This is a genomic window from Crenothrix polyspora, assembly GCF_900163755.1.
In the GTDB taxonomy this organism is placed as follows: domain Bacteria; phylum Pseudomonadota; class Gammaproteobacteria; order Methylococcales; family Methylomonadaceae; genus Crenothrix; species Crenothrix polyspora.
The window spans coordinates 75,905-99,698 of sequence record NZ_FUKI01000092.1 but is presented as its reverse complement, the minus strand read 5'-3'; the positions used below and the strand labels follow the sequence as shown (position 1 = coordinate 99,698).

The 23,794-nt window shown below is 42.6% G+C and carries 21 protein-coding genes; 7 read left to right on the top strand and 14 right to left on the bottom strand.

All coding sequences use genetic code 11. The features are described from left to right. Positions 1-172 precede the first annotated feature (172 nt). A complete protein-coding gene (locus tag CRENPOLYSF2_RS05585) occupies positions 173-853 on the bottom strand; it encodes a DUF2760 domain-containing protein (protein WP_087142982.1) in 681 nt (226 codons plus the stop codon). A 19-nt stretch (positions 854-872) separates the two neighbouring features. Continuing rightward, positions 873-1,259: a hypothetical protein gene (locus CRENPOLYSF2_RS05580; RefSeq protein WP_087142958.1), complete on the bottom strand. Its 387-nt coding sequence runs from the start codon at positions 1,257-1,259 to the stop codon at positions 873-875. A gap of 345 nt (positions 1,260-1,604) precedes the next feature. Between CRENPOLYSF2_RS05580 and CRENPOLYSF2_RS05575 the strand changes: the two genes are divergently transcribed. Both CRENPOLYSF2_RS05575 and CRENPOLYSF2_RS05570 read left to right on the top strand, forming a co-directional pair. Continuing rightward, positions 1,605-2,414, top strand: a complete 810-nt coding sequence (locus tag CRENPOLYSF2_RS05575; RefSeq protein WP_087142957.1) for a spermine/spermidine synthase domain-containing protein — start codon at positions 1,605-1,607, stop codon at positions 2,412-2,414. Next, entirely contained in the window at positions 2,414-4,561 is a 2,148-nt protein-coding gene (locus CRENPOLYSF2_RS05570; RefSeq protein ID WP_087142956.1) for a YgiQ family radical SAM protein, read from the top strand. The genes CRENPOLYSF2_RS05575 and CRENPOLYSF2_RS05570 overlap by 1 nt, the downstream gene beginning before the upstream one ends. Positions 4,562-4,606: 45 nt before the next feature. Here the strand turns inward: CRENPOLYSF2_RS05570 and CRENPOLYSF2_RS05565 are convergent, their stop codons facing one another. The 4 genes from CRENPOLYSF2_RS05565 to sugE form a co-directional block, all read right to left on the bottom strand. Continuing rightward, complete coding sequence (locus tag CRENPOLYSF2_RS05565) at positions 4,607-5,338, bottom strand: MHYT domain-containing protein (RefSeq protein WP_087142955.1); 732 nt, start codon at positions 5,336-5,338, stop codon at positions 4,607-4,609. Positions 5,339-5,609: 271 nt separating this feature from the next. Further along, positions 5,610-5,930 carry a TusE/DsrC/DsvC family sulfur relay protein gene (locus CRENPOLYSF2_RS05560; RefSeq protein WP_419185544.1) on the bottom strand — a complete coding sequence of 107 codons (321 nt, stop codon included), beginning with the start codon at positions 5,928-5,930 and terminating at the stop codon, positions 5,610-5,612. Continuing rightward, positions 5,930-6,220, bottom strand: a complete 291-nt coding sequence (locus CRENPOLYSF2_RS05555; protein WP_087142953.1) for a DsrH/TusB family sulfur metabolism protein — start codon at positions 6,218-6,220, stop codon at positions 5,930-5,932. Before CRENPOLYSF2_RS05555 ends, CRENPOLYSF2_RS05560 begins: the two co-directional genes overlap by 1 nt. After that, positions 6,221-6,541 (bottom strand): quaternary ammonium compound efflux SMR transporter SugE, encoded by a 321-nt coding sequence (gene sugE, locus CRENPOLYSF2_RS05550; protein ID WP_087142952.1) that lies wholly within the window; start codon positions 6,539-6,541, stop codon positions 6,221-6,223. Positions 6,542-7,286: 745 nt separating this feature from the next. Between sugE and CRENPOLYSF2_RS05545 the strand changes: the two genes are divergently transcribed. From CRENPOLYSF2_RS05545 to CRENPOLYSF2_RS05530, 4 genes are all read left to right on the top strand, one after another. Beyond that, on the top strand, positions 7,287-8,348 hold the full coding sequence (locus CRENPOLYSF2_RS05545; protein ID WP_087142951.1) for a lipid II:glycine glycyltransferase FemX: 1,062 nt from the start codon (positions 7,287-7,289) through the stop codon (positions 8,346-8,348). 1,298 nt (positions 8,349-9,646) lie between these two features. Further along, positions 9,647-10,798, top strand: a complete 1,152-nt coding sequence (locus CRENPOLYSF2_RS05540; protein ID WP_176371044.1) for a GNAT family N-acetyltransferase — start codon at positions 9,647-9,649, stop codon at positions 10,796-10,798. Positions 10,799-10,987: 189 nt separating this feature from the next. Next, complete coding sequence (locus CRENPOLYSF2_RS05535; RefSeq protein ID WP_140396807.1) at positions 10,988-12,415, top strand: tyrosinase family protein; 1,428 nt, start codon at positions 10,988-10,990, stop codon at positions 12,413-12,415. 111 nt (positions 12,416-12,526) lie between these two features. Then, complete coding sequence (locus CRENPOLYSF2_RS05530; RefSeq protein ID WP_087142949.1) at positions 12,527-13,258, top strand: MHYT domain-containing protein; 732 nt, start codon at positions 12,527-12,529, stop codon at positions 13,256-13,258. 141 nt (positions 13,259-13,399) lie between these two features. Here the strand turns inward: CRENPOLYSF2_RS05530 and CRENPOLYSF2_RS05525 are convergent, their stop codons facing one another. From CRENPOLYSF2_RS05525 to bioB, 7 genes are all read right to left on the bottom strand, one after another. Continuing rightward, positions 13,400-14,614 (bottom strand): putative glycoside hydrolase, encoded by a 1,215-nt coding sequence (locus CRENPOLYSF2_RS05525; protein ID WP_087142948.1) that lies wholly within the window; start codon positions 14,612-14,614, stop codon positions 13,400-13,402. Between the two features lie 492 nt (positions 14,615-15,106). Further along, positions 15,107-16,132 (bottom strand): dTDP-glucose 4,6-dehydratase, encoded by a 1,026-nt coding sequence (rfbB, locus tag CRENPOLYSF2_RS05520; RefSeq protein WP_087142947.1) that lies wholly within the window; start codon positions 16,130-16,132, stop codon positions 15,107-15,109. 496 nt (positions 16,133-16,628) lie between these two features. Beyond that, entirely contained in the window at positions 16,629-17,288 is a 660-nt protein-coding gene (bioD, locus tag CRENPOLYSF2_RS05515; RefSeq protein ID WP_087142946.1) for a dethiobiotin synthase, read from the bottom strand. 211 nt (positions 17,289-17,499) lie between these two features. Beyond that, positions 17,500-18,300, bottom strand: a complete 801-nt coding sequence (gene bioC, locus CRENPOLYSF2_RS05510) for a malonyl-ACP O-methyltransferase BioC (protein ID WP_087142945.1) — start codon at positions 18,298-18,300, stop codon at positions 17,500-17,502. Beyond that, complete coding sequence (gene bioH, locus CRENPOLYSF2_RS05505) at positions 18,297-19,076, bottom strand: pimeloyl-ACP methyl ester esterase BioH (protein WP_087142944.1); 780 nt, start codon at positions 19,074-19,076, stop codon at positions 18,297-18,299. The genes bioC and bioH overlap by 4 nt, the downstream gene beginning before the upstream one ends. After that, the gene (gene bioF / locus CRENPOLYSF2_RS05500) at positions 19,073-20,233 is read right to left on the bottom strand and encodes an 8-amino-7-oxononanoate synthase (RefSeq protein WP_087142943.1); all 1,161 of its coding nucleotides are present in this window, start codon (positions 20,231-20,233) and stop codon (positions 19,073-19,075) included. The genes bioH and bioF overlap by 4 nt, the downstream gene beginning before the upstream one ends. Next, a complete protein-coding gene (gene bioB / locus CRENPOLYSF2_RS05495) occupies positions 20,233-21,228 on the bottom strand; it encodes a biotin synthase BioB (RefSeq protein ID WP_087142942.1) in 996 nt (331 codons plus the stop codon). Before bioB ends, bioF begins: the two co-directional genes overlap by 1 nt. 62 nt (positions 21,229-21,290) lie before the next feature. Here bioB and CRENPOLYSF2_RS05490 point away from each other — a divergent pair, with 62 nt between their 5' ends. Further along, on the top strand, positions 21,291-21,998 hold the full coding sequence (locus CRENPOLYSF2_RS05490) for a ComF family protein (RefSeq protein ID WP_087142941.1): 708 nt from the start codon (positions 21,291-21,293) through the stop codon (positions 21,996-21,998). 108 nt (positions 21,999-22,106) lie between these two features. Here the strand turns inward: CRENPOLYSF2_RS05490 and CRENPOLYSF2_RS05485 are convergent, their stop codons facing one another. Continuing rightward, on the bottom strand, positions 22,107-23,378 hold the full coding sequence (locus CRENPOLYSF2_RS05485; protein WP_087142940.1) for a glycosyltransferase: 1,272 nt from the start codon (positions 23,376-23,378) through the stop codon (positions 22,107-22,109). Positions 23,379-23,794: the final 416 nt, after the last annotated feature.

Below are 23,794 nucleotides of genomic sequence, written 5' to 3'. Positions count from 1 at the left end.
GGTTCAGGCTCGACGACAGCTGCAACAACAATTTCTGGCTCAGTTGGCGTGGGTGCTTCAGCGATGGTTTCAGTGACTTTAGGTGGCTTAGCCGCACTGACTTCAACGTCTGGGGCAACCGGTTTTGCTTCGGTTTTGGCTGCTTGTTTTTTTTTGATGTGATCGAATAAACTCATATTTCAACTTCCGCTGCGGCGATGATATTGGCGCTATGGCCTTGGGTTAATTTGGGTAATCGGGTGTGGGTAATTTGCCAGCCTTTGTGTACCAACGTGCCATGAAATGGCGCATTACCTACAATATTGCCGGTTAATCGGACTTCTGCGGCATTAAAGCCTTTGAGTAGCGTGATATTGTTGCCTTCGGTTTCGTTACGGATAGGTGCGAGCGTGAAATGCTCGTTAATAACTTTATTACAGCCTTCATGAACCACTCGTGCTGCAATACCGATGTCTTCATCGCTGTATTCGGTAATATTTTCTTTAACAAAGTCAATGAATCTGGCTTCTTTTTGCAGCAAACCTAATAATTGCAACGCCGCATCGGGGGTGGCTTCTTTAAGCACCACAGGTTCTGGCGCAGGCGCATGAACAATTTTTTCCACTTCAACAATCTTTTCGACGATTTTTTCAACGACCTTAATGACCGGTTCCGGCGCAGGTGCTTGCACATATTGAATGATCGGCTCGGCAACGGGCTGTGGTTTTTTACTGCGTCTGGACAGGCTAATAACCATCGCCAGTAACAGACAAATTAGCATCAGCGCCAACACCGCCACGGTGCCTGCCAAACACACATGCCATAAGTCGAAGGTGGTCGGTTTCAAGGCTAAGTCGATTGTATAATTACTCATAACAAGAGGCTCTTCCATATTATTTCTGCTGCCCCGCTTTGCGGGCTGCTTCGCCATACATCATGTTTTGCAGCACGTTACGGATGGTTTGTAGGCGCATTTTTTTTAAATGCCGATCGGCCACTTCGCCAGGCACTTTTTCAGATAAATACATCGTGCGCATTTTGGCTAGCGACGGTTCACATTGCTTGATGATTTTGCCAGTAGCATCACGACTTTCCAGGCTTTGGTAGTCTGGTTTTTGCATTTCATCAGACACACATTTTTTGTATTGGTATTGCGCCTCCTGAATTTTTTTAATCAACTCGTCAGACAAACTGGTGCCTTGCTCCCAATCGTTTTTTGTCTCTGCGGCAAACGTGCAGCTCGCAAACAGTAACATCGCAATAAAAAACAGCGGTTTCATAATCTTCCTCGTGTGGTTTGATGGAATTTGTCTTGATTTTACGTGAATTGGCAATAAATCTCACAATAAACTCGATATGATTTACAGATAATCGAGGCGAGAATGTGTTTTTCAAGCTTTGCTGTGCCAATTTATGATTATTTTGTTACGGATGCGATGCGCCGTCTATGAAAAACGCTAAAGCCACGAAAATATTCTTATAAAACACTTATTAACCAGATTTTGTTCATACTAAGGTTTGTTATCTCTCCCCAACCTATAAAACCTGATCAAGCTTAAATGGGTAGGCTATTTTATTTCAGGTATAATCAGGCTTTGAATAAAAAAGCAATTTAAAGCCGGTATATGTATAAATACAATGGACTTCTGGTTCACCAGAGCCACGATGATGACGGTATTGTAGAGGTGATTGAACGTGGTGGGGTCAGATCGCTGCATTTTGGTTCTGCGGCACGGCAAAGTAGCATGAAAATCGCCGAACCTTACCGGCTAGAACTGGATTACGCACGCGCCATGTCCTGCTGGCTACTGTTTCAAGAAAGCCTAACAAGTGAGGCATTACTGGTAGGTCTTGGCGGAGGCTCGTTGGCTAAACATTTATTGTATCATTTCCCTGACTGCCATCTGGACGCGGTAGAATACCGGCAAAGCGTGGTGAAAATTGCCCGCAGTCATTTTGGTTTGCCGTTAGACAAACGCTTAAAAATCATCATGGGCGATGGCGCACACTATATGCAGCAGCGGGTAGAAACTCACGCACAGCATTACAACCTGATGTTTATTGATGCCTTTGACCATGAAGGCATGGCTCCATCCATGTGCAATGAAGCTTTTTTTAAGCAGTGCAAAACCTTGTTGCAAGCTAATGGCTTATTGCTGGTTAACTTATGGGGCGGCATGAACAACAAGCCTTTTCAAGACTGTGCTATGTGGCTAAGCCGCATGTTTGATTGGCGGGTGTTATTTTTACCGGTACGCGGCAAGGGCAATATTATCGCCATCGGCTTTAATGATGGGGCTGCCTTGTTTTCTATGAAGACATTGAAAGAGCGTGCGCTTGACCTTGAACACCAGTATCAAATCGAATTTCCCGTATTTTTAAAAGACCTTACCAAGCACAACGCTAGCGTAATCAACAACGTGATAAAACCTTAATGTCGGCTATCTTACAATCAGAACCCACTCTTTTTAGTTACCGCAAATATTGGGCGCAGCGTTTTGGCGTGTCTCCCATGCTGCCCATGACGCGTGCGGAAATGGATGAATTAGGCTGGGATAGCTGCGATGTGATATTGGTGACCGGTGATGCCTATATCGATCACCCCAGCTTTGGCATGGCGCTGATTGGTCGCTTGCTGGAAGCCCAAGGTTTTCGGGTTGGCATTATCTCCCAGCCCGACTGGACTAGCGCTAAAGATTTTACCGTGTTAGGCCGCCCCAATTTGTTCTTCGGTGTGACCGGCGGCAATATGGATTCTATGGTCAATCGCTACACGTCTGACAAAAAAATTCGCTCCAACGATGCCTATACACCCGATGGCGCGGCAGGTAAACGCCCGGATCGTGCTGTTAACGTGTACTCGCACCGCTGCCGCGAAGCTTTTAAAGAGGTACCGATTATTATCGGTGGCATAGAAGCCAGCTTGCGTCGTATTGCGCATTACGATTACTGGTCGGACAAAGTGCGTAAATCGGTGTTGCTGGATTCTAAAGCCGATTTACTGGTATACGGCAATGCCGAACGGCAAGTAGTGGAGATTGCCCACCGTTTGGCCAATGGCGAGGCGATTTCTGAGCTAAAAGGCATACGCGGCACCGCGCATTTTGTGAAGCAAATTCCGGAAGGCTGGCAGCTAAAAGATTCCACCGAAATCGACAAACCTGGCAAGATTGCGCCTGTGGTTGATCCGTATCAAGAGCAACCAGCGTGTGATTTAAAAGACGACACCCCCAGCATTGACCCCGAAGTCAAAGTTATTAAATTTGATCGTCAGCTGATTAAAGACCGCCGCGCCAAAACCGTGATTCGCTTGCCGGATTACGAAGCCGTTAAAAACGATGCCATTTTGTACGCCCATGCCTCACGGGTGATGCACGGTGAAACCAATCCGGGAAATGCGCGGCCACTCATCCAGAAGCACGGCACGCGTGAAGTGTGGATCAATCCACCGCCAATTCCGCTCACTACCAAAGAAATGGACGGTGTGTACGATTTACCGTATTCACGCGTGCCGCACCAGTGCTACGGCGATGCTAACGTACCGGCGTTTGAGATGATTCAGCATTCGGTGAATATTATGCGCGGCTGCTTTGGCGGCTGTACGTTTTGTTCCATTACTGAACACGAAGGCCGCATTATTCAAAGCCGCTCGGAAGATTCCATTATCAAGGAAATTGAAAACATCCGTGATATGTCGCCCAAGTTTACCGGCCATATTTCTGATTTAGGTGGCCCGACCGCCAATATGTACCGGTTGGCGTGTAAAGATCCCAAGATTGAAGCTGCCTGTCGCTTGCCATCGTGTGTGTATCCGGGTATTTGTCCTAATTTAAATACCGATCATTCGTCGTTGATAAAGCTGTATCGCCGCGCCCGCGCCTTGCCAGGTATTAAGAAGATTTTTATCGCTTCAGGCTTGCGTTATGATCTGGCAGTAACCTCGCCAGAATACGTAAAAGAGTTGGTGACGCATCATGTGGGCGGCTATTTAAAAATTGCCCCCGAACACACCGAACAAGGCCCGTTATCCAAAATGATGAAGCCTGGCATGGGCAGTTATGATCGCTTTAAGGAAATGTTTGATAAATATTCCAAAGAAGCGGGTAAAGAGCAGTATTTAATCCCTTACTTTATTGCCGCACACCCTGGTACACGCGATGAAGATATGCTGAATCTGGCGCTCTGGTTAAAGAGTCATGGTTTTCGGGCGGATCAAGTGCAGGCGTTTTTGCCATCACCGATGGCGATTGCAACGGCAATGTACCATTCTGGTAAAGATACTTTGAAGAAGGTCAATTATAAAGCCGAGGACATCTCGATACCGAAAAGCGTTAAACAGCGCCGGATACACAAAGCTTTTTTGCGCTATCACGACCCGAAAAACTGGCCGTTATTGCGGGAGGCTTTAAATGCTATGGGGCGTAATGATTTGATTGGTAATGGCAAACACCATTTGATTCCCACCTTTCAGCCTAAAGGCATGGAAGAAGACTCTGGCAAATTTCAAAGCTTTAAGACCAAGCATGTCAATATGGCCAGCCAGTTTGGTAAAAATAAACTGCGCTCTTCAGTAAAACGGTAAAGTAACCGGTTGAAGAGACGCAGGTTTGCGTCTCTTCAATAACACTTAGATAAATTTAGATTTTCGTTGATTAGCTTCTGACAGTGCTTGAGCAATGGCTAAGACAATAATCAAAATATCAACAGTAACCACCGACATCGAAAAAACCGATGCCGTGACTGGCATAATTTGTACAACTGGCAAGGCCATGTTATGCACAAACTCTACAGCCGCCATGCCCGTATAGTGCATGCCGCATACCGCAGTAGCCATAATGAGTGAGCTGATGACCATCTGCCAAAAATGTTGCACATGCACAGCCAGCCATAACGCAACAATGGCAGCGACTACTGCAATAACAATAGAGGCCATAATCAATAGGCTATTCCAATGCGCATCTGCCTGCACTTGCATAGATAATATGCCCGTGTAGTGCATGGCAACAACACCCAATCCGACCAAAACACCCGCTATAATTAATTTTCTATACCTGAATTTCCCCGTCGTCATATACGCTAGGCCTGCGTAAACCACACCGACACCGACAACAAAAGATAAAGCAGTCAGCCATGCGTTATAACTCATAGTCATATCCTGCATATCAAATGCTGACATGCCGATAAAATGCATAGACCAAATAGCCACACCGCCTAAGCACAGTGCCGCTAATATAATTAAACCACGACGACGATCAGCTGGTCGTTGCAAAGCATCGCGGGTCGCGATTAAAGCCATTAAAGACCCAATCACTGCCACAACATAGGACAGTAAAACCAAGGAAATATTGTAATTAGCCACTTTTTAATCTCTGTATAGGTCAAATAAATTGAAAATACTGTTATGACAGAATCGACAATAGGGTTTGTACTTAGTAAAACCATATCTAAACTCTGTAACAACAGTCACCAATATAACTAAGCATTATTCATACCGTAAATAATTTTTTAACCACCCATTTAAATAGTTTAGTTGAATGTAAGAAATATTCTTACTGATGATTAGCTATTGTGAAATACTAGGGTTTTTAAAATTATAAAATCAATAAGTTACATATTTTTTACCAAAATTATTATAAACACGTAGGTGGCTTAGGCAGACCAGCCAATTTACACGCAGTTTTTAAAGGTCCATCGGGAAATAATTGATGCAGGTAACGACTGTTGCCTTTATCTTCGCCCAGTGCTTTAGCAAGCGCTTTAGTGAATACACGGGCATTGGGTAAGTGTTTAAATTGTTTATAATAATGCCGGATAAACGAAATAATTTCCCAGTGACTATCGGTTAGTTGGATATAATTTAAATCTGCTAATGTCTGTGCAATGTCTTCATTCCACTCTGCACTGTTTAATAAAAAACCCTGATCAGTTAAGTTTAAATGCGAGCTTGGCATTACGTCCATGACTGAATAAGTGTGTTACTAACGCTTAAGTTAACCAGTTCGGTATAATCAATAATGTCTAGGCCACATAGCAAGGTATCTGCCGCTATGCCGCGTACGACTAGCTCATCCGCTACCACGCACAGCCGATTAGTTTTTAATTTTTCAGTCAATAACTCACTGAATACACCTGTTTTAAGTAGTTTAAATAATGCACTTTCAAAAAACACTACCACGTCATCGGCATCAATACGCGCTAGTGTGGCAGAGTCTATAGGTAATTGAAAAATAAAGTGTAGCATCTAATGCGTGTCCGTCAATTTAAGACCAACAATGCCAGAAATAACTAAGGTAAGTGCAAGTAAACGATACCAATCAGCGGATTCTTTAAATAATAGGATACCTAATAAAGCAACACCCACGGCTCCCATACCCGTCCATACGGCGTAAGCCGTTCCAAGCGGCAAGGTTTTAATGGCCCACATCAGTAAGCCAAAGCTGCTAATGCCAGACACCATAGTTACCAAACTAGGCCAAAGTCTGGTGAAGCCTTGGTTATATTTGAGACTTAATGCAAAAACTATCTCCACAAGGCCTGCGGAAAACAAAATCAACCACGCCACATATTTCCCCATTTTATTATGAACTAAGCATGTGTTCGTTATTAAAAATGACTGGATTTTTATTTAATCCAGTTATAAAGTTTTAAGTTAATGATTTGTTTGTTGTGTTTGAAAGTTAAACAATAAAATAAAGCTGTTTATATTGTTGCTAGAGCGTAGCACAGCGCTTAAAATGCTTCAGGTAGAGCCAAAGGATAGCTTTTTAATAAAGTAATATACATGGTTACAGATTAACGAAAATATTTTACAAAAATATAATTATTGGTATTATCTAAAGGATGAATTGTATAGTCATTAGCTGTCATTTTGATTTACACAGTGCCCTGTTTAATTTTAGATCATAAACTCATTATTCGTAATAAATAACATAACATAAAGTTATAACTATTCTTTAATTAATTGAACTGTAATGCTTTTTAATTTTTATCTTTGCATGGTTAGGTTTTTAGCGGCTTGTGCGATTTATGGTGTGTGTCGTATTAATTTACACTAGGTAAAAAATAAAAAGCAATTACTTTGGATTTTTAATAAAAAATTAAGTAAAATATTGAAAAGTAAAATAAAAATGTTTTTGGCATAATATATGCTGTGTATTTTGTGAGCGTATCAGTATTACGCAATAAGTGACTGACAAGAAGTGATTATACAATTACGGCCATAAATATTTTTAGCAACCGATACATAATTGTAATAAAGAATCTTTAAAGTCTTCATCTCTACTACCTTCAACTCGCCACATTACATTATGTCTCTTTATAAATATGAAGTTGATAAATTAAGCAAAACCGATTGGCATCAGGTTTTATTGGGCTTTACGGATGCGTCGATTGATCAAAGCCGTTCTTATGCTGAAGCACGTTGGCAAAAAGCCTCTATCAGCAACTTGGTTGTGCGTCGTGATGATCAAATTGTTGCTGCCGCTCAAGTAGCTATTCGCAAAATTCCTTTTTTGCGCTCTGGTGTTGCTCATGTTAAATTCGGTCCGTTATGGCAACAACGTGATCAACCGACTAATCCAGAGCATTTAAAACAAGTACTGCGTTTTTTACGTGAAGAATATGTCGTTAAACGTGGTTTATTATTACGCGTCATGCCGCCGCCGTCCAAAGAGGGTGTCGATATATTTTACAATATTTTACAGCGAACTGGGTTTAAATCGACTGGAGATGTAAGCTCTGAGCGCTTTTTTGTAAATTTATCTTCTTCGCTCGACGATATTAGAAAAAATTTAAAAAGTCGGTGGCGAAATCACCTTAACCGTGCTGAAAAACACAATTTAGTGTGTAAATGGTTAGAAGGCGAAGAAGCTATTAATATATTCATGACGCTGTACGGCAACATGATAAATCGAAAATCATTTATGGATACTTCGGCAATTTCAGAGCTGCCTATTTTTTATCGTGACCTTGAGCCTGCCTTAAAACCCAAAATTTTAGTGTGTTTTGATCAAGATACGCCTGTGGCGGGTGCGGTTATTTCTGTGATGGGTGATACTGCGCAATATTTGTTTGGCGCAACCAATAGCAAAGGATTGGAGCTAGATGCTGGGTATTATATGCAATGGCAAGTAATTAAAGTATTGCACGATCAAGCAATTGCATGGTACGACTTAGGTGGGAGTTGTGATAACCAAGGCTTGCGGCAATTTAAGTCGGGCTTAATTGGTAAAAATGGTGTGGAAGGTGTATTGCCCGGCGAATTTGATTGCTGTGAACATGCGTTTAGTCGAGTAACTGCTACAATAGGCTTTGAGCTACGTAAGTTGCATGCTTTTATGCGCACGTACACTTGGCAAACATACCCTTGATACCTAGTACACCAAATTGTAAATCAACAGGATTTAAATATTAACTTGATGTAGTACACAACAGCGTTTCATTCATGATTTGAAGATTTTTATTATCCTGTTTTTATATGATTTGATGTACTAGTATAGATAACTCAGGCTATACTCTAGGGAAATAAGTTTTTAGCCAAGGCTTAATAGGCTTTGCTTGATGGTCATTATTGTCCATAGTTAAGAGTTTATATTTTTATTTTCAATGAGATAAAAATATAAGTTACAGGATGTGTTGCCTTAGGTAAGAAGCGCATCAATTGCGTTAAATTCAGCAAATGTGCTTCATTTATCCAAATGAGCAAAAAAACCAGCCGATTTAGGGCGGGATGAATGCGACCTGCACAGCAAGCATAGACCGAGCCTTAAAAGGGTTTAGTCACTTGTTTAGTGCGGCTATATTCGCTACAATCAAGACCGCTTAGGCTCGTTTTATAACGGCAATTATGAAATCAACCGTTGGGCTGACGGGGCTAGTCTGTGAAGTGAACGGTGCAACAATGTCGTCAGCAGCAGAAACCAGCAGGTAATAACGATGTACGCCTGCTCCTTAGCAATAAGGAATCCCCTTGCTTTAGCTAGGGGAGGAGGTCAACTTAGTAGTCAATTCACTCACAAAAAATCCATTTTCCAGATAGTATTTTTAGTACTTACAGTGTTTTCACCGTTCAATAGTTACAGCGTAACCGTTCGTGCTGAGCTTGTCGAAGCATGAACGGCACACTTCGACAAGCTCAGTGCGAACGGTGGCTGTAACTGTCCTAAGTTGAAAACGCTGTACAGTGTTTTTATTCTCAATTGATAACAGGTAAAGTGTAGATTAGGTTAGACGTTGCCTGTAACTCACTTAGTGATACTGTGAGAAAATTTTGGGTTACTTCAACTTAGGTCGTTATATTACGGCTTATTCTTATTAAAAATACTGTATTTGCAGGTAAACGCGTTATTAATGAATTGAGGCTACCCATACAAATGGGACAAAAATAATATTATTCAAGTAGGCTGAGCTGCCTGCTGTTTGGCAACCCAACATTTACAATGGGAATGTCGGGTTGAGAAAAGCGTTCAATTCAACCTACATTTTGTCTCTTATTAAGCCGGTAGCCTGAATTGACGATTTTATAAGAAAGCCAAAACACACACACTTACTAACGTCTTTTTATGTTAATTTAAAAATGCTGGATTACCTGAAAAAAAAATTTTATCAAAATATACCACCGCACTTACAGCAGCAAATAAAATCATCTATTTTGCATGTGTGGAGTCGAATGTCTCCGTGCATTCCGGTGTATCGTATTGAAAGTTCGACGTTAACAGTCACCTTCATAGGTCGCAGCAGCTGTGATCCCTATTTGATTTCTTTGCTTTATGGCGAATGCCTAGACTGTAAAAAAATAGCTATAACCGCTACGTGGAATATTAACAAAACCATTTTGTATTGGGAAAAAAACTCTGATCTTATTGTATTTCGAGACCGAGGTTTTCAGCCGTCAGGAGCGCTGGTAGATAGTCTGTTTAATATACCGTATTACGTGACACAAACCGCGAATATACCGCCTAAAGACAGTGATTTATTACCCGCTTTTCGTGATCCCTCTACCGTTAGCGATATACATAAAATTCAAAAAGCCGGATTTGAATACCACATTTCAAGCGATCCTGCACAACTTGAGCATTTTTATCAATGGTTGTATAAGCCTTTTATTCTCAGTCGACACCGCGATTCTGCACGTATACCTTCTTGGCCATCTTTTAAGCGCATCCATGAAAATATGGAATTACTGTTACTCAGTAAAGAAGGGCAACTGGTGGCGGGAGCATTAAATTTACAAACCGATGATTGCTATACGGGTTACGCAAATGGGGTATTAAATGCAGACCGAAAATTAATAAAAGACGGTGTCGTTGCGGCTATTTATTGGTTTGGTATTGTTGAAGCACACCGTCGGGGCTGTCGCACTGTAAATTTAGGTACTTCACGACCTTTTCTTAAAAACGGGGTCTTAGCTTACAAAAAAAAATGGGGCGGACACGTTGTTACTGATGATAATGAGCCAGAATTTCGCGTGTTGACTTGCGGTAATCAATTGGCTGCACAGCGTTTTTTTGAGACCACGCCTTTTATTAGTCAGTATAACAATAAACTCACCAGTCTTATTTTTTTGGGGGAACACACCGTTTTAAATGACAGAGAACTCTCCAGTTATTTAAGAGCCAGTCTGTTTCAGGGGGATCAGCTGAGTACCTGGGTTGTTTTGTTGAATACAGAATGGGTAGCTCGCATGGAAACCATACAGTCAATATTGCCTCGTGCTACACAATCTGTACAGATTATTGATTTATCAGCAGCATCATTACGTGAATTACCGGCTTTGATCCATAAATCACAAGCCACAGCTAATTCAGTGGCGCTTATGTAATGTGTAAGCGGTACTCCTGTGCGATTATTGGCAGGTAGAAAGATATTTTTCTTTTTTAATCAAAGACTATAAAAATGTTTTATTTTATTTACAATATGTAAATAAATATATATTTTCATGCTATTGATTAAAGTATTTTTTAATGAAAGAATAGTGTTTTCTGTAAATTAATTTTACATATATAAGTCAATGAAAAAACATCACCTATTCCCTATAGTACTCAGCGCATTAACGTTGTCTTGGCATGTTGATACGCTTGCTGCAACATATATTAGATATGACGCACACTCCCCGCAAGGTAAAAAAGCCTTGGTTTCCATGCAGAAAGCTTTTGTTAAATTAAAAGCGTTGAATTGCAATAAAACAATGAGCTGGTATTATCAAAGTGCCATGCACGGCGTACCCAATCCAGGCCAAGAAGGAAACTTAACAAGTAATCCTTTGTGCCCATCCTTTATTGTTAACACAGCTCCAAAGCCATCGTGGTCTAAATGTGCCTCACATGACCGTTCTGGTCCGCCATCAGATATTCATTTTTTGCCCTGGCACAGATTGTATGTTGAAAATTTTGAAAAAATAATCCGTAAATATTCAGGCGATCCTAAATTTGCATTACCGTATTGGGATTACGAAAAAACGCCTATTTTACCTGATAGATTTCAGGTAAAAGCCAAAGGCAGTTTGTATGAGCCAGCAAGATTAGATTCATTAAACAAAGGGTTGCGTATTGTAAATAGCGCCACTCAAACTATAAAGCAAGAAAATCAGGCATTAACTGATATTTTTGATTACGCAACTTATAATAGCCAAATTAATAAAGGCTTACATGATTTCTTACACGATTATATCGGTGGCACTACAACCTCTTATAATAAAGTGTATAACCAAGAAATTTCGGCAGGATTAATGGGTAATGTCGCTTCGGCAGCATTTGACCCTATTTTTTGGTTACACCACAGTAATGTTGACCGGTTATGGCAAAAATGGATGGCGGATCATCCCGGTCAAAATGTTACCTTAGAGCAGCTTAACAACGTTAAGTGGCCATATATGTTCTTTAAGGATAATGGTTTAGCGATTAATTATACTATGGAGCAAGTGTTAGCAGCTATTAACAAGCCTAGTTATATCTATGACAAACAATTGGTTACGCGTAGTAAAGCTAAGGTGGCTACACAGCGTTTGGTAGAACACACGATTATGTCTACCCCGCTGAGTGCTGTTGTCACTCAAACTGAATCTGCTCATATTGCGCTTAATTTAACCGATGACAAGCTGTTGCTAGTCACTCAGGCGCTGAATGAGCGTATCATATTGGCGTTGGATACCCACTACGCTGGCAAACCGAAAGGTCGTTACGAAGTTTATGTTAACTTGCCAGAAAATATGCTAACGACAAGTACAGAAGCGCAGGCTTATTTTGCTGGCGCAATCTCATTTTTTGTTAACGATCCCACGGGTAAAGGCGGTGATAGATCGTTCCGTTATGACATTACTGATGAATTAGCAACATCGAAGCAATCACTCAAAACAATACATTTAACTGTAGTAAAAACCATGGGTTCAGAAGATGGCTCAGTGGCTATTAAAAACGCTGAGCTACTGTATTTAAATTAACAACAGTTATTTTATCCGCAAAAAAATCAAAAAAAGCCATATTCCACAGTGGTTAATCTGACCGATAATGGCAGAGTGCCTTTTAACTATTGATCTGATGAGGCATCAAAAGTGGCGCACTATGATTTGAACTTGGTTATTCTGTCTTTTATTGTAACCGTGGTAGGTGCATTCATAGCATTAATCGTTATGCGTGATGCCTTGTTACGCCCTAGCGACAGTCGGCGCGGTTTAATTGCTTTGGCCGCATTGTGCTTAGGCGGTGTTGCTATCTGGTCGATGCATTTTATGGGTATATTGGCCTTCGACCGGGATGGTGTCGCAATAAGCTATAACCTGTGGCTTACGGCATTTTCGTTTTATATCGGTGTGGGTGCGGTTTATGTTGGTCTGACTATTATTGCGATTGATGAATTTAAGATCGGCGCAGTCATTTCAACGGGTATTTTGGTGGGTATTGGTGTTGCAGGCATGTATTACAGCAGCTTATTATCCATGCAAATACAAGCAGATGCACATTGGAATTGGGGGGTGGCTGCGCTTTCGTTGCTCATCGCGATAACGGCTTGTATTATCGCCTTGTGGCTTGCTGTGCATGTTAGCCGCGTGTGGCAGATGTTGATTGGCGCGATGTTGTTGGGTGGTGTTGTGTGTGCTATGCACTATACGGTGATGGCGGCAGTAGAATTTGTATATAACCCTGCTTTGCCTGCTGTTAATGCTATTAATGTCACAGCATTGGTATTTTCACTTAGCATTGCTACGCTGGATATGTTGGTTGTGGTATTAGCGATTGCACAATCCGTGTCAGAAGCCAATCAGCGTAAGTTTTCAGCTTTGTAAAGGCGTTATTATTTTGCAGGCAGCAAGCGGTCAATCAGGTATTACCTTATTTTATCAGGTAAACATTATCAGCGGTTCTTATCGTATGGGGTGTAATATGTCATCACACCCCACGCTTCTATCTTACTAAGTTACTGTATTTTAATTGCAAGTTTTTAAAATCGCAGCTTGCTTTGCTGCTAACGTAAGCCCCGTTACCGCTTGCCCATTGATATTTTTATAGCCATTAACCAGAGAAGTCGTTTTGGTTGGTCTATCGGGTTGATTTAATAACACACTGCCGCAGACAAAATCTCGACGCCACAAACTATTCCACAGGTAGCGCTTGCCTTTAGCATTGCCTAGGTTTATATCATAACCCTGCCACCAGGTGTTGGGTGCATTCCATTTCATTCTATTGGTTGCTAGATTACCAATAAGATCATTGCCTTGGCTGATAAGCAACCAGGTTGCTAACCCATATTCAAGTTTTTGGCTGTTAGTAGCTGCACTGAGGCTGTTGTCCATAATAATGACATCTGCGCCACGTCCGTGCGCATAATCAACAAAATTTAAAAGGCTTTCATAGCCCCATTGGCCATTTCCGCCCGCCAATCCGTCATCATTACCCCCGCGTTCAATCATGATATAGTCCGCTGCATCAATCTCACGGCTAATATAAGGATTTTTGTTATCCAATGCGCCGGCAAACCAAAGGATATTATGCGTAATTTCAGTTTTAGGAAGTGTAGCGCGAACTTGCTCTAAATATTGAGCAAAATATAAGCGCCAATTATCGAGTGTCATGACTTGGCCGGTATTTTTATCAACGGGAGCAACAAAATTTCCATAACCGTCACTGATTCGCCAAGTGAAGTTGATATCATCCAGCCATAAGCCACGATAGCCTTTGGCTGTCAAAGTCGTCATCTTTTGCAGCATATGGTTTCGGAATCCTGGGTTGCTGAAATCGCCGGCATATTGCGGACAAACACCCTTTTTACAAACCCAAGGAATATACAGTTTATTGCCTTTTGTATCACGCATAATCCATTCTGGGTGATTTTTTACCACAGGATCATTCAGGTAAATAGCGTAGGCATCTACATACGCTTGGCCACCGGAATACCACGGCATGTTTTTATCAAAATAAGGTGAGTGAACCAGCATTCGGTAATAATGTGTTTGCATCCAATTTTTTTCAGCAACACTGGGGTTGCTTAGATAAGGATCAAATTCGCTATTAGCATTATGAAAAAATCTGACTTTTCCTGCACTGGTAGGGCTTGTGGTTACAGCGTGTGCAGAGTGATATAACAGAGAGGTCGATAATGCGGTGGATAATAGAAATTGGAGTCCAAAAATTAATTTTTTCATGGGATCTTCCCTAATAAAGTTATGATTATTAAATACCTATGCCAAAATGTGTGTAGTCAGTTAAAAATGATTATTACATTATTTTGGCTACCGACTTAACGCGGGATAAATATTGCACCTGCTCCAGGGGGGGAGGCGGCTGGGATGAGGGGGGGTAATACCTTTTCTAATCCAGATTCTCAGGTATTGTCCTGCATTAAGTCGGTAACCTGTTAAATGTTATAAATAGCTGGGTTACGGTGTTAGTGATTGCGTAAGTTGTGCCAGAAGCTAGCTGGCATAAAATTTTGTTTTGTAGGTATTAATATTTTTAAGGCTGTAGTGTTCAATGAAAATTTTGTTGTGTTATGGGGTTGGTAGTGGGCTTTAAGCTGCAATAATGCCAGCTAATTAAAGTGAGGCACTCAATAGTGTATGGGAATTTATCACTAGCGGATTAAGTGATTCTTTTTTGGCTTGATGATGTATCGGGGTATTTAAATTAAAATGACCTTACCAAAATGAAGGTTGATCTAAATACCAATCGACTGTTTTAGCTAAGCCCGATTGAAAAGTCTCGGTCAGTGAATAACCTAATTCACGGCAAATTTTACTGTTGTCACTGGCGAAATGCCGACAACGTTCGCGCCTGTCGGTAACATAGGTAATGTATTGACTGTGTGGTACATGTGTTGAATGTGAAAAACGGGCATCTAACAATGCACATAATCCTTGTACCAAATTTAAATCAGTTTGCGCATTATTAGCCGTTATATTGTAAGACTCGCCGACTTGTCCAGAACGAATAATCAGATCAACGGCTCGATTATGATCATTGACATACAGCCAGTCGCTCATTTGTTGGCCATCTCCGTAAATGGGTACACACTGGCCTTGTAGCAGTTGAGTAATAACCAGCGGAATAAGTTTTTCTGTGTACTGATAAGGCCCGTAATTATTAGACGAATGACTGATTGTCGTTTGCAGTCCGTAAGCATGATGATATGCTCGTACCATATGATCGGCAGCGGCCTTGCTGGCAGCATAGGGCGAATCTGGCGAATAGGGTGTTATTTCTGTCGCCGCTAATTCTGTGGCTGGCAACGCCCCGTATACCTCATCGGTAGAGACGTGGTGAAAGCGGTGACGTGAATCAGGATTTTCATCCAGCCACACTTTTTTCGCTGCTTTTAATAAACTATGCGTACCCTCAACATTCGTTTTTAAAATAGCATCTGCGCCATAAATTGAATCATCTGCCTGAGATTGCGCCGCAAAATGCACTAAGGTGTCAATTTTTTCATCACGCAATAGCTGTTCTACTAGCGTTTGATCGAGTATATCGCCTTCAACAAATCGAAAATGGTTATCACCCTCTAAAACCAGTACATTTTCGTAACATCCTGTCTCCGTTAGCGCATCCAATACCACAACTCGTGTATCTGGGTATTGGTGTCGCCAATAATGCACAAAATTACTGCCTATAAAGCCAGCACCGCCGGTGACTAATAAATTATTAGGGTGATATAGCGTCATCATAGTGTCATCGTTTGTTGTTTGAGCTTGCTTTGTCTGGATACAGGGCTAGCTCACCTGTGTGTATGAATCAAGTTGAACAACTTGAAAATTAATTGCGCTCGTGTTGTATTTTTAAAGGATGGGATTGATTGAAATTAATCATGCCTAGTTTAGTATAAAAAAATTAGTACACTATTTTTAAGGTTAAATTTTTTAGACACCCCAGAGGCCGCACACCATAAACAGCATTAATTAATGCTGAGGTATTAAAATAATTTTTAGACGTTCTGTATTTTCTGTATTTATTGGTTTTTTTTGGGGCGCTGTGCATAATAAGGACAATCAATATAATGTAAAAAAAATAGACATAAATGCTTGTTTTATTGCAGTGCAGTGGCTAAAAAATGCTGTAAATCTGGCAATAAGCATTGTAATCTTACTTGTTAAATAACATAGCAAGTCTTGCGCCAATTTTTGAATTACTTGAAAAAATCTTTACAGTCTCATTAAAAACTAACTATAAATTTATCTGCCTAGACAAAACATCAAAATCCATAGCATTCATATAGGGCAAAATACCTAATAATGGCGTATTTAATACAGCGCTTAACGTGTGAATATTATTATCCAGACACAATAACTGTGGCTCGGTACACACGCCAATCCAGCCCGCGCATGCCAATCCAGACTGCCCAATCGCCTGAAAAGTCAATCTGGCATGATTAATACAGCCTAACTTAATAGCCACCACCAAAATAACCGGCAAGCCTAAAGTTTGTGCCATATCGCTGACATCGTGCTGGTTATTGATCGGCGCATACCAGCCACCAACACCTTCAACCAAGACAATATCAGCCAAGGTGCTCAGTTGCTTAAACGTGGCCGACACCACCGCTAAATCGACCGGGTTATCAACACCGGCAATATGTGGCGATACTGGCAATAGATAAGCATAAGGATTAATTACATCATAAGTCACTGGCACAGAAGCATTTTCCTGAATCAACAACGCATCTAAATTCCTGAGCGAACCTTTTTCCATAAAACAACCGGATGCCACCGGCTTCATGCCAACTACCGATTTACCCTGGCGTTTAAAATAGCGCATTAACGCCACGGTAGACCAGGTTTTGCCCACGTTAGTATCGGTGCCGGTAATAAAATAGCCTTGTTGCATAAGTAGTTACACAATAGAAAGATGAATGGGGTATTACAAAAACCTGCTAGGTTTAACGGTAACATTAGGTGATTTCTAATAATGAACCTACCAAAAGGTAGATCACCAGAAAACATAAAAAGCATGGAATATAAAGACTTTTTTTGTGTTTTTCGTGCCTTTTGTGGGCATATAAAGCTTTTATTTGGGATATTCTTTCGTGAAAATTAACTTACTTGGGAGTACGAGCAACGACGCTAATCACTTCAAACGTCGCGCAAACTCCGGTACTGTCTTTATTATGAGGATACGCTGCTAACATGGCGTGTAGCTGAGATTTGCTGGTCAACTGCTTATTACGCTGACTGTTAACATTGTGCGCACCGATGGCTTTTAGCTCTTTCATTAAAGCCCATACCGAATCATACTGAGAAATATAGTGTTGCTGATGAGTTTTGATAATTTCAAAACCTGCATCCTGTAAAAACTGCTCTAGCTCATGCAGAGCGTAAAAATAATTGACATGGCTATAGTCATCCACCGCCGCCCATGCGTGCTTCAGTTCTTGCAAGGTAGCAGGACCAAAAATGGAAAAAATCAGTTGTCCATTGGGTTTTAGTGTGCGTTTAATCTCGGTAAAAATCGCTGCCAAATCTACACACCATTGCAGCATAAGATTTGAAAAAATACTGTCAAACGATTGATTTAAAAACGGTAATTTTTCTGCATCGGCACATACATAAGTCACTTTATTGAGCGCAGACAGTTTATGACGCGCCGCGTACAGCATAGGCAATGCCAAATCTACCGCCACCATGCGTTCACAACGCAACATAGCCACTAACTCAGCGGTTAAAAAGCCCGTGCCACAGCCTAAATCCGCCACGCTATCTGTGGTACGGGTTATTTCTAAATGCTGTAATAAGGCATTGCCGATCGTGCGTTGCAATTGCGTTACCGAGTCATAGCTTAGTGCCGATTGAGAAAATGCCTGCTTAAGCTGTTGTTTATCAAGTTTAAAACACTCAGTCATTGTTGCTCCATAAAACGCGACACAGCTTCCAACACCTCATCTGCGTGGGATTGAAATACGGCATGCCCCGCATTTTCTATAAGGTTTAACTGTAGCCTTGGCTGGCACGTCAGCAGATAATGACCTAATGCAGCCGGTACTAAAGCATCTTTTTCAGCCATTATGGCCAACACCGGAATATCCAGTGCAGCCAGTGTTGCACGCAGATCGCTGTGCTGCAATAAGGCTAATCCAGACTGTAAAATATTTAGACACGGAAACTCACAGCCAGCTAAGCGCTGCTTAAGCTGTAGTAACTGGCTTTTAGCGCCAGACAATCCTATGCTTTGTAAAATTAAAAACTGTTTTAGCGCTGCCACACGATCTTGTTGTAAGCTTTGGCTGAACGCGGTAAATATATCGTTGTGCATACCAGGCCAAGCATCAACACCGGTGGCAGTTTGCACAAAACGTGGATTACCGGCCAGTAAAATCACCGAACTGACTCGCTCAGGGTATCGTGCCGCCAAATCCAGCACCACACTGGCACCTAATGACCACCCTAACCAGCAACTTTTTTCTTCAACCGTATCCGCCAACGCAGCGCTAATCGTTGCCAAAGACAGGTCATCACAGGCTGCACTGTAGCCATGTCCTGGTAAATCTAGGCAAGTCACCCGATAATACTGTGCTAATTGTTCGGCAAAATTATTCCATACGCCGCTGTGCATGCCCCAGCCGTGTACTAATACGAGGGATTTACCTGCCCCCACGGTGCGCTGATAAAGTTTGCTCATAGTTTTACGGTGGACAAGGCATCGAGTAAGCCATCAACGTGCTGTATTTCATGCAAGGCAGAAAAAGTGATGCGCAAACGAGCGCTGCCTTGCGCTACAGTGGGAGGCCGAATGGCGCTGACCAAAAATCCTGCCTTGAACAGTGTGTTACTTAAGGCGACCGCCGCTTGGCTATCTCCAACCAGAAGTGGTTGAATCGCCGATGCCGATGGCATGAGTGGTAAACCCAAGTCGTTAGCGCCCGCTTTAAAACGATCAGATAAGACGTGTAATTTCTCTCGTCGCCATTGGTCTTTTATCAGCAGGAGCAAGCTGGCACGGGTTGCCGCTGCAACTGCTGTGGGCATGGCGGTGGTATAGATATAGGTTCGGGCTTTTTGAATCAAGGTTTCAATCAGGGTTTCAGAACCTGCTACAAACGCGCCGAACGTACCAAAACCTTTACCCAGCGTACCCATTAATATCGGCACATCATCTTGAGACACGCCGTAATAATCCAGTACGCCTTTGCCTTGTGTACCGATCACGCCCAAACCGTGCGCATCATCCACCATTAACCAGGCGTTGTGCTGTTTTGCTAAAGCAGACAATCTATCTAAGGGTGCAAAATCACCGTCCATGCTAAACACGCCATCGGTTACGATCAATTTATTGCCGCTGGCTGCTTGCAGATGCCGCGCCAAAGCATCGGTGTCCGCATGGGCATAGCGTTTAAATATAGCCCCCGATGCCAAGCCGCCATCTAACAACGAGGCATGATTTAAACGGTCTTCAAACACCGCATCGGTACGCGCCAATAACGCGGTGATGATCCCCACATTGGCCATGTAGCCAGTAGAGAACAACAGTGCCCTGTCACGGCCGGTAAAATCGGCTAATTCGTCTTCAAGCGCGTGATGAATTGCACTGTGCCCGCAAATCAAATGCGCCGAGCCGCTGCCCACCCCAAATTCATCCACAGCATTTTTAAAGGCATTGATGACATCAGGATGCTGCGCTAAGCCCAGATAATCGTTGCTGCAAAAATTAACCAACTTTCTGCCGTCCATCTGCACGTAAACGCCTTGCACAGATTGCACAACACGCCGAGAACGGTAGCGGTTTTGTTGGCGCAGATTGTCAAGATCATCCGCCAAATGTGCAAACGCTGGCCGCATTACACAGCGTGGCTAGAACCGCCGGAATACACACCCAAGCGTTTGAACAAGGCCAAATCATCATTGGTCATCGGGTTGTCGGTGGTCAGTAATTTATCGCCGTAGAAAATGGAATTAGCACCGGCCAAAAAGCACAGTGCCTGCATTTCATCACTCATTTGATTGCGCCCTGCCGACAAACGCACACGGGATTTTGGCATCATGATCCTGGCGACAGCCAGCGTGCGAATAAATACCAGCGGGTCTAGCGCTTCTGTGCCCATTAACGGTGTACCTTCCACTTGTACCAGCATATTCACCGGCACACTTTCGGGGTGCTTGGGCATATTGGCCAGTTGTATCAGCAAATTAGAGCGGTCCACATCGCTTTCGCCCATGCCAACGATGCCGCCGCAGCACACGTTAATACCGGCATTTCTGACCCGCTCCAGGGTATCTAAGCGGTCTTGATAAGTGCGCGTAGTAATTACTTCGGTGTAATATTCTTCCGAGGTATCCAGGTTATGATTGTAATAATCCAGTCCGCCTTCTTTTAAACGCTCGGTCTGGGCATCGGTTAACATACCGAGCGTGACACAGGTTTCCATACCCATCGCTTTTACGCCTTGTACCATTTCAATCACCCGCTCGACATCTTTGTCCTTGGGTTTGCGCCAGGCAGCACCCATGCAAAACCGTGACGCGCCCTGATCTTTAGCACGTTGCGCCATCAGCAAGACTTCATCCACCGGCATTAAAGCTTCGGCTTTAACACCGGCATCGTAACGGGCGCTTTGTGGACAATAGCCGCAATCTTCTGCACACGCGCCGGTTTTAATGCTCAACAGACTGCTGATCTGGATTTCATTGGGATCAAAATGGGCTCTGTGTACGGTTTGGGCTTTAAAAATCAAATCATTAAATGGCATAGCGTACAGGGCTTGTACTTCTTCCAACTGCCAATTGTGGCGTATAGCCGGTGCAAGATGACCGATATTTGCGAGGTTTGCAGACATTTTAGAAAACTCCAACTACAGTTAAGTGGCAACACTGCTAACACACTCGTCAACTTGTCACCATGAAAATAGGATACAACTGGCTTAATATTATACAGAAGAACCTGTTACCGCCTATCTGTATCTTATGCGGCAATCAAGGCATGGCAGATTTGGATTTGTGTACGTCATGCTACCGGCATTTACCGCATAACACGCATTGTTGTCCGCAATGCGCTGAGGCATTGGACGTAAACACACCTGCATCCAGTGTGTGCCAACGTTGCACACACGGCAAACCAGCTTATGATTGCAGTTATGCACCGTTTTTACACCAAGGCACGCCGCGCTTTTTGATCGCGTCTTTAAAATTTAGCGCCCACTACAAAAATGCACGGCTATTGGGACATCTCATGGCTGATTATTTACGCCAGCATGCACAGCAACCGGAATTAATTATCCCTATCCCCTTGTATAAAGCCCGCTACAGTGAACGCGGCTTTAACCAATCGATAGAGATAGCCCGCACGGTCGCCAAGCAATTGGCACTACCACTGGATGTTACCAGCTGTGTGCGCCAGCGCGATACCGGCCACCAAGCGGCATTGACCGCCAAAAAGCGCCGACACAATATAAAAAATGCCTTTGCGCTCATCAAACCAATAAACGCATGCCACGTTGCGATTGTTGATGATGTGATGACCACTGGCTCAACCGTACATGAATTGGCGGCGGTGTTGAAAACAGCCGGGGTGCGGCAAGTGGATGTGTGGGTGTGTGCCAGGGCGTAATACGCCCTTTCAATAGCGCGCTATTGGGCAATAATTAAGATTTTGCGGTTGTATTGCTCGGTGTAATCCAGTTTATTTTTTGCCCGACCGTAGTTTTGGTGTGTTTAGTTATTGGGCACGATTAAGATTGTTGTAAATAGCATCACACAGCTGTGCCAGTTGTTGCGTTTTAGCTTGCCTTGAATGTTGATTGATAACGGCGTTTGATGCTATCGGGGCTTGCTGTGTTTTAAGTTGCTCAAGAAAAGCGCTGAGTGCTACGATAATAGCGTCTTTATCATCCAACGCTACAATGCTTGATAAACCTGCTTGTTTCAGTACACTCGCGGTATCGCCCGCAGGGTCGGTTAAGGCAAAAATAGGGCGTTTAGCACGTAAATACTCGTAGATTTTGGCCGGAATCTGGTGATTGCAATTAGCCGCCTGAAAAATCAGCAAGGCATCTGCACTCAACATTTCGGCCAGTGCCGTCTCGTAAGCAATATTAGGTGCAAAGTGGACAATATCTTGTAAATGATAGCTGTTTAATAATGGCTGATATAAAGCGTCGTGACCTGTCGCCCTGAGAATGATTTTTAAATTGTCAGCACCGATAATACCTTGCTGTTGCAGTGCTGCCAGGGCTTGAAAAAACTGACTAGGATCACGTTCAGAAGGGTATAGCACGCCGCTGTGTAATAATACGAGTTGGCCGGATTTTTTGGCGCTTTTAAGCGCGGCTAAGTCTGTGGACTGTTCGGCGCGAACAAAATTTTCTTCATCATAACCATTAGCAATCAGTGCCCATTTAGACGTGCAAATGTCAGGGTAACGTGCACGGTACATACGAATTGCGCCAGGGGTAGTAAATATGGCGCGTGTGCAATAGGTGATAGTTTGGCGTTCTATCCAGCGGTAGAGTGTGCGTTGCAATGGATTAGCGGGGTAATTGTCTTCGGTCATCGAATCACGAAAATCTGCTATCCAAGGCAATTTGGTAAAACGTTGCAACAGTAAAGCCAGTAAATGTGCGCTGGCGATGGGGTAGGTAGAAAAAATAATGTCTGGACGATGTGTGTGGATCAGTGTCAGTCCAGACCATAGGCCGCCAATACACCAACTTACCCAGCGGTCAGGCAAAGCCATCCAGCTGATATAGCGACCTTTAAAGGCTAAATGTTTGGCGGTATCTAAAGCAAATACTCGCTTAACCAGTACTTGTGGCGAGATTTCTTTGATTTGGTCATTGCTAATCAAACTATAGGCGCGAGGATGTACGGTTAAGATTAAGGCTCGCCAGTGATGATCTAACAAGTAGTGTGAAAATTTGAGCGTTCGTTGTATGCCACTGCTGCCTTTAATCGGCGGAAAGTGATAGGCAATCATCAAGATATTTTTCATTAATATTATTCAGCAGGGTTACAAATTAATTTTAGGGCTACTAGCTTATGACGGGACATCCGTTCATCCTGAGCTTGTCGAAGGATTTGTGGTTCATGGTTCGACAAGCTCACCACGAACGGTTTTATTTAAAGTTGTCTATTTTTAAGTTGGTAGCCAATTTTAGAAATTAGCTAATACGCTGTGCTTAGGAACGTGCATGAAATAACTTGAACAACTTAAACGCCACCACCGTTCGTGCTGAGCCTGTCGAAGCATGAACTTGCTCAAGTTATTTCGTGCGCGTTCCTTAGCTACTTACAAACAAATAGGGTTTGTGTCGAAAGTATAGCCATAGACGTTAAGTTATTTTTGTATTTGTATTTGTTCTTGTCATTTTTTAGCCTACTTCATTGTTGTGTGCAAACAATGTAGCG

Coding starts and splice junctions, on each gene's coding strand:
- CRENPOLYSF2_RS05585 (WP_087142982.1), bottom strand. CDS start 853: ATGAGTAATTATACAATCGACTTAGCCTTGAAACCGACCACCTTCGAC.
- CRENPOLYSF2_RS05580 (WP_087142958.1), bottom strand. CDS start 1,259: ATGAAACCGCTGTTTTTTATTGCGATGTTACTGTTTGCGAGCTGCACG.
- CRENPOLYSF2_RS05575 (WP_087142957.1), top strand. CDS start 1,605: ATGTATAAATACAATGGACTTCTGGTTCACCAGAGCCACGATGATGAC.
- CRENPOLYSF2_RS05570 (WP_087142956.1), top strand. CDS start 2,414: ATGTCGGCTATCTTACAATCAGAACCCACTCTTTTTAGTTACCGCAAA.
- CRENPOLYSF2_RS05560 (WP_419185544.1), bottom strand. CDS start 5,930: ATGCCAAGCTCGCATTTAAACTTAACTGATCAGGGTTTTTTATTAAAC.
- CRENPOLYSF2_RS05555 (WP_087142953.1), bottom strand. CDS start 6,220: ATGCTACACTTTATTTTTCAATTACCTATAGACTCTGCCACACTAGCG.
- CRENPOLYSF2_RS05545 (WP_087142951.1), top strand. CDS start 7,287: ATGTCTCTTTATAAATATGAAGTTGATAAATTAAGCAAAACCGATTGG.
- CRENPOLYSF2_RS05540 (WP_176371044.1), top strand. CDS start 9,647: ATGTCTCCGTGCATTCCGGTGTATCGTATTGAAAGTTCGACGTTAACA.
- CRENPOLYSF2_RS05535 (WP_140396807.1), top strand. CDS start 10,988: ATGAAAAAACATCACCTATTCCCTATAGTACTCAGCGCATTAACGTTG.
- CRENPOLYSF2_RS05525 (WP_087142948.1), bottom strand. CDS start 14,614: ATGAAAAAATTAATTTTTGGACTCCAATTTCTATTATCCACCGCATTA.
- rfbB (WP_087142947.1), bottom strand. CDS start 16,132: ATGATGACGCTATATCACCCTAATAATTTATTAGTCACCGGCGGTGCT.
- bioD (WP_087142946.1), bottom strand. CDS start 17,288: ATGCAACAAGGCTATTTTATTACCGGCACCGATACTAACGTGGGCAAA.
- bioC (WP_087142945.1), bottom strand. CDS start 18,300: ATGACTGAGTGTTTTAAACTTGATAAACAACAGCTTAAGCAGGCATTT.
- bioH (WP_087142944.1), bottom strand. CDS start 19,076: ATGAGCAAACTTTATCAGCGCACCGTGGGGGCAGGTAAATCCCTCGTA.
- bioF (WP_087142943.1), bottom strand. CDS start 20,233: ATGCGGCCAGCGTTTGCACATTTGGCGGATGATCTTGACAATCTGCGC.
- bioB (WP_087142942.1), bottom strand. CDS start 21,228: ATGTCTGCAAACCTCGCAAATATCGGTCATCTTGCACCGGCTATACGC.
- CRENPOLYSF2_RS05490 (WP_087142941.1), top strand. CDS start 21,291: ATGAAAATAGGATACAACTGGCTTAATATTATACAGAAGAACCTGTTA.
- CRENPOLYSF2_RS05485 (WP_087142940.1), bottom strand. CDS start 23,378: ATGAAAAATATCTTGATGATTGCCTATCACTTTCCGCCGATTAAAGGC.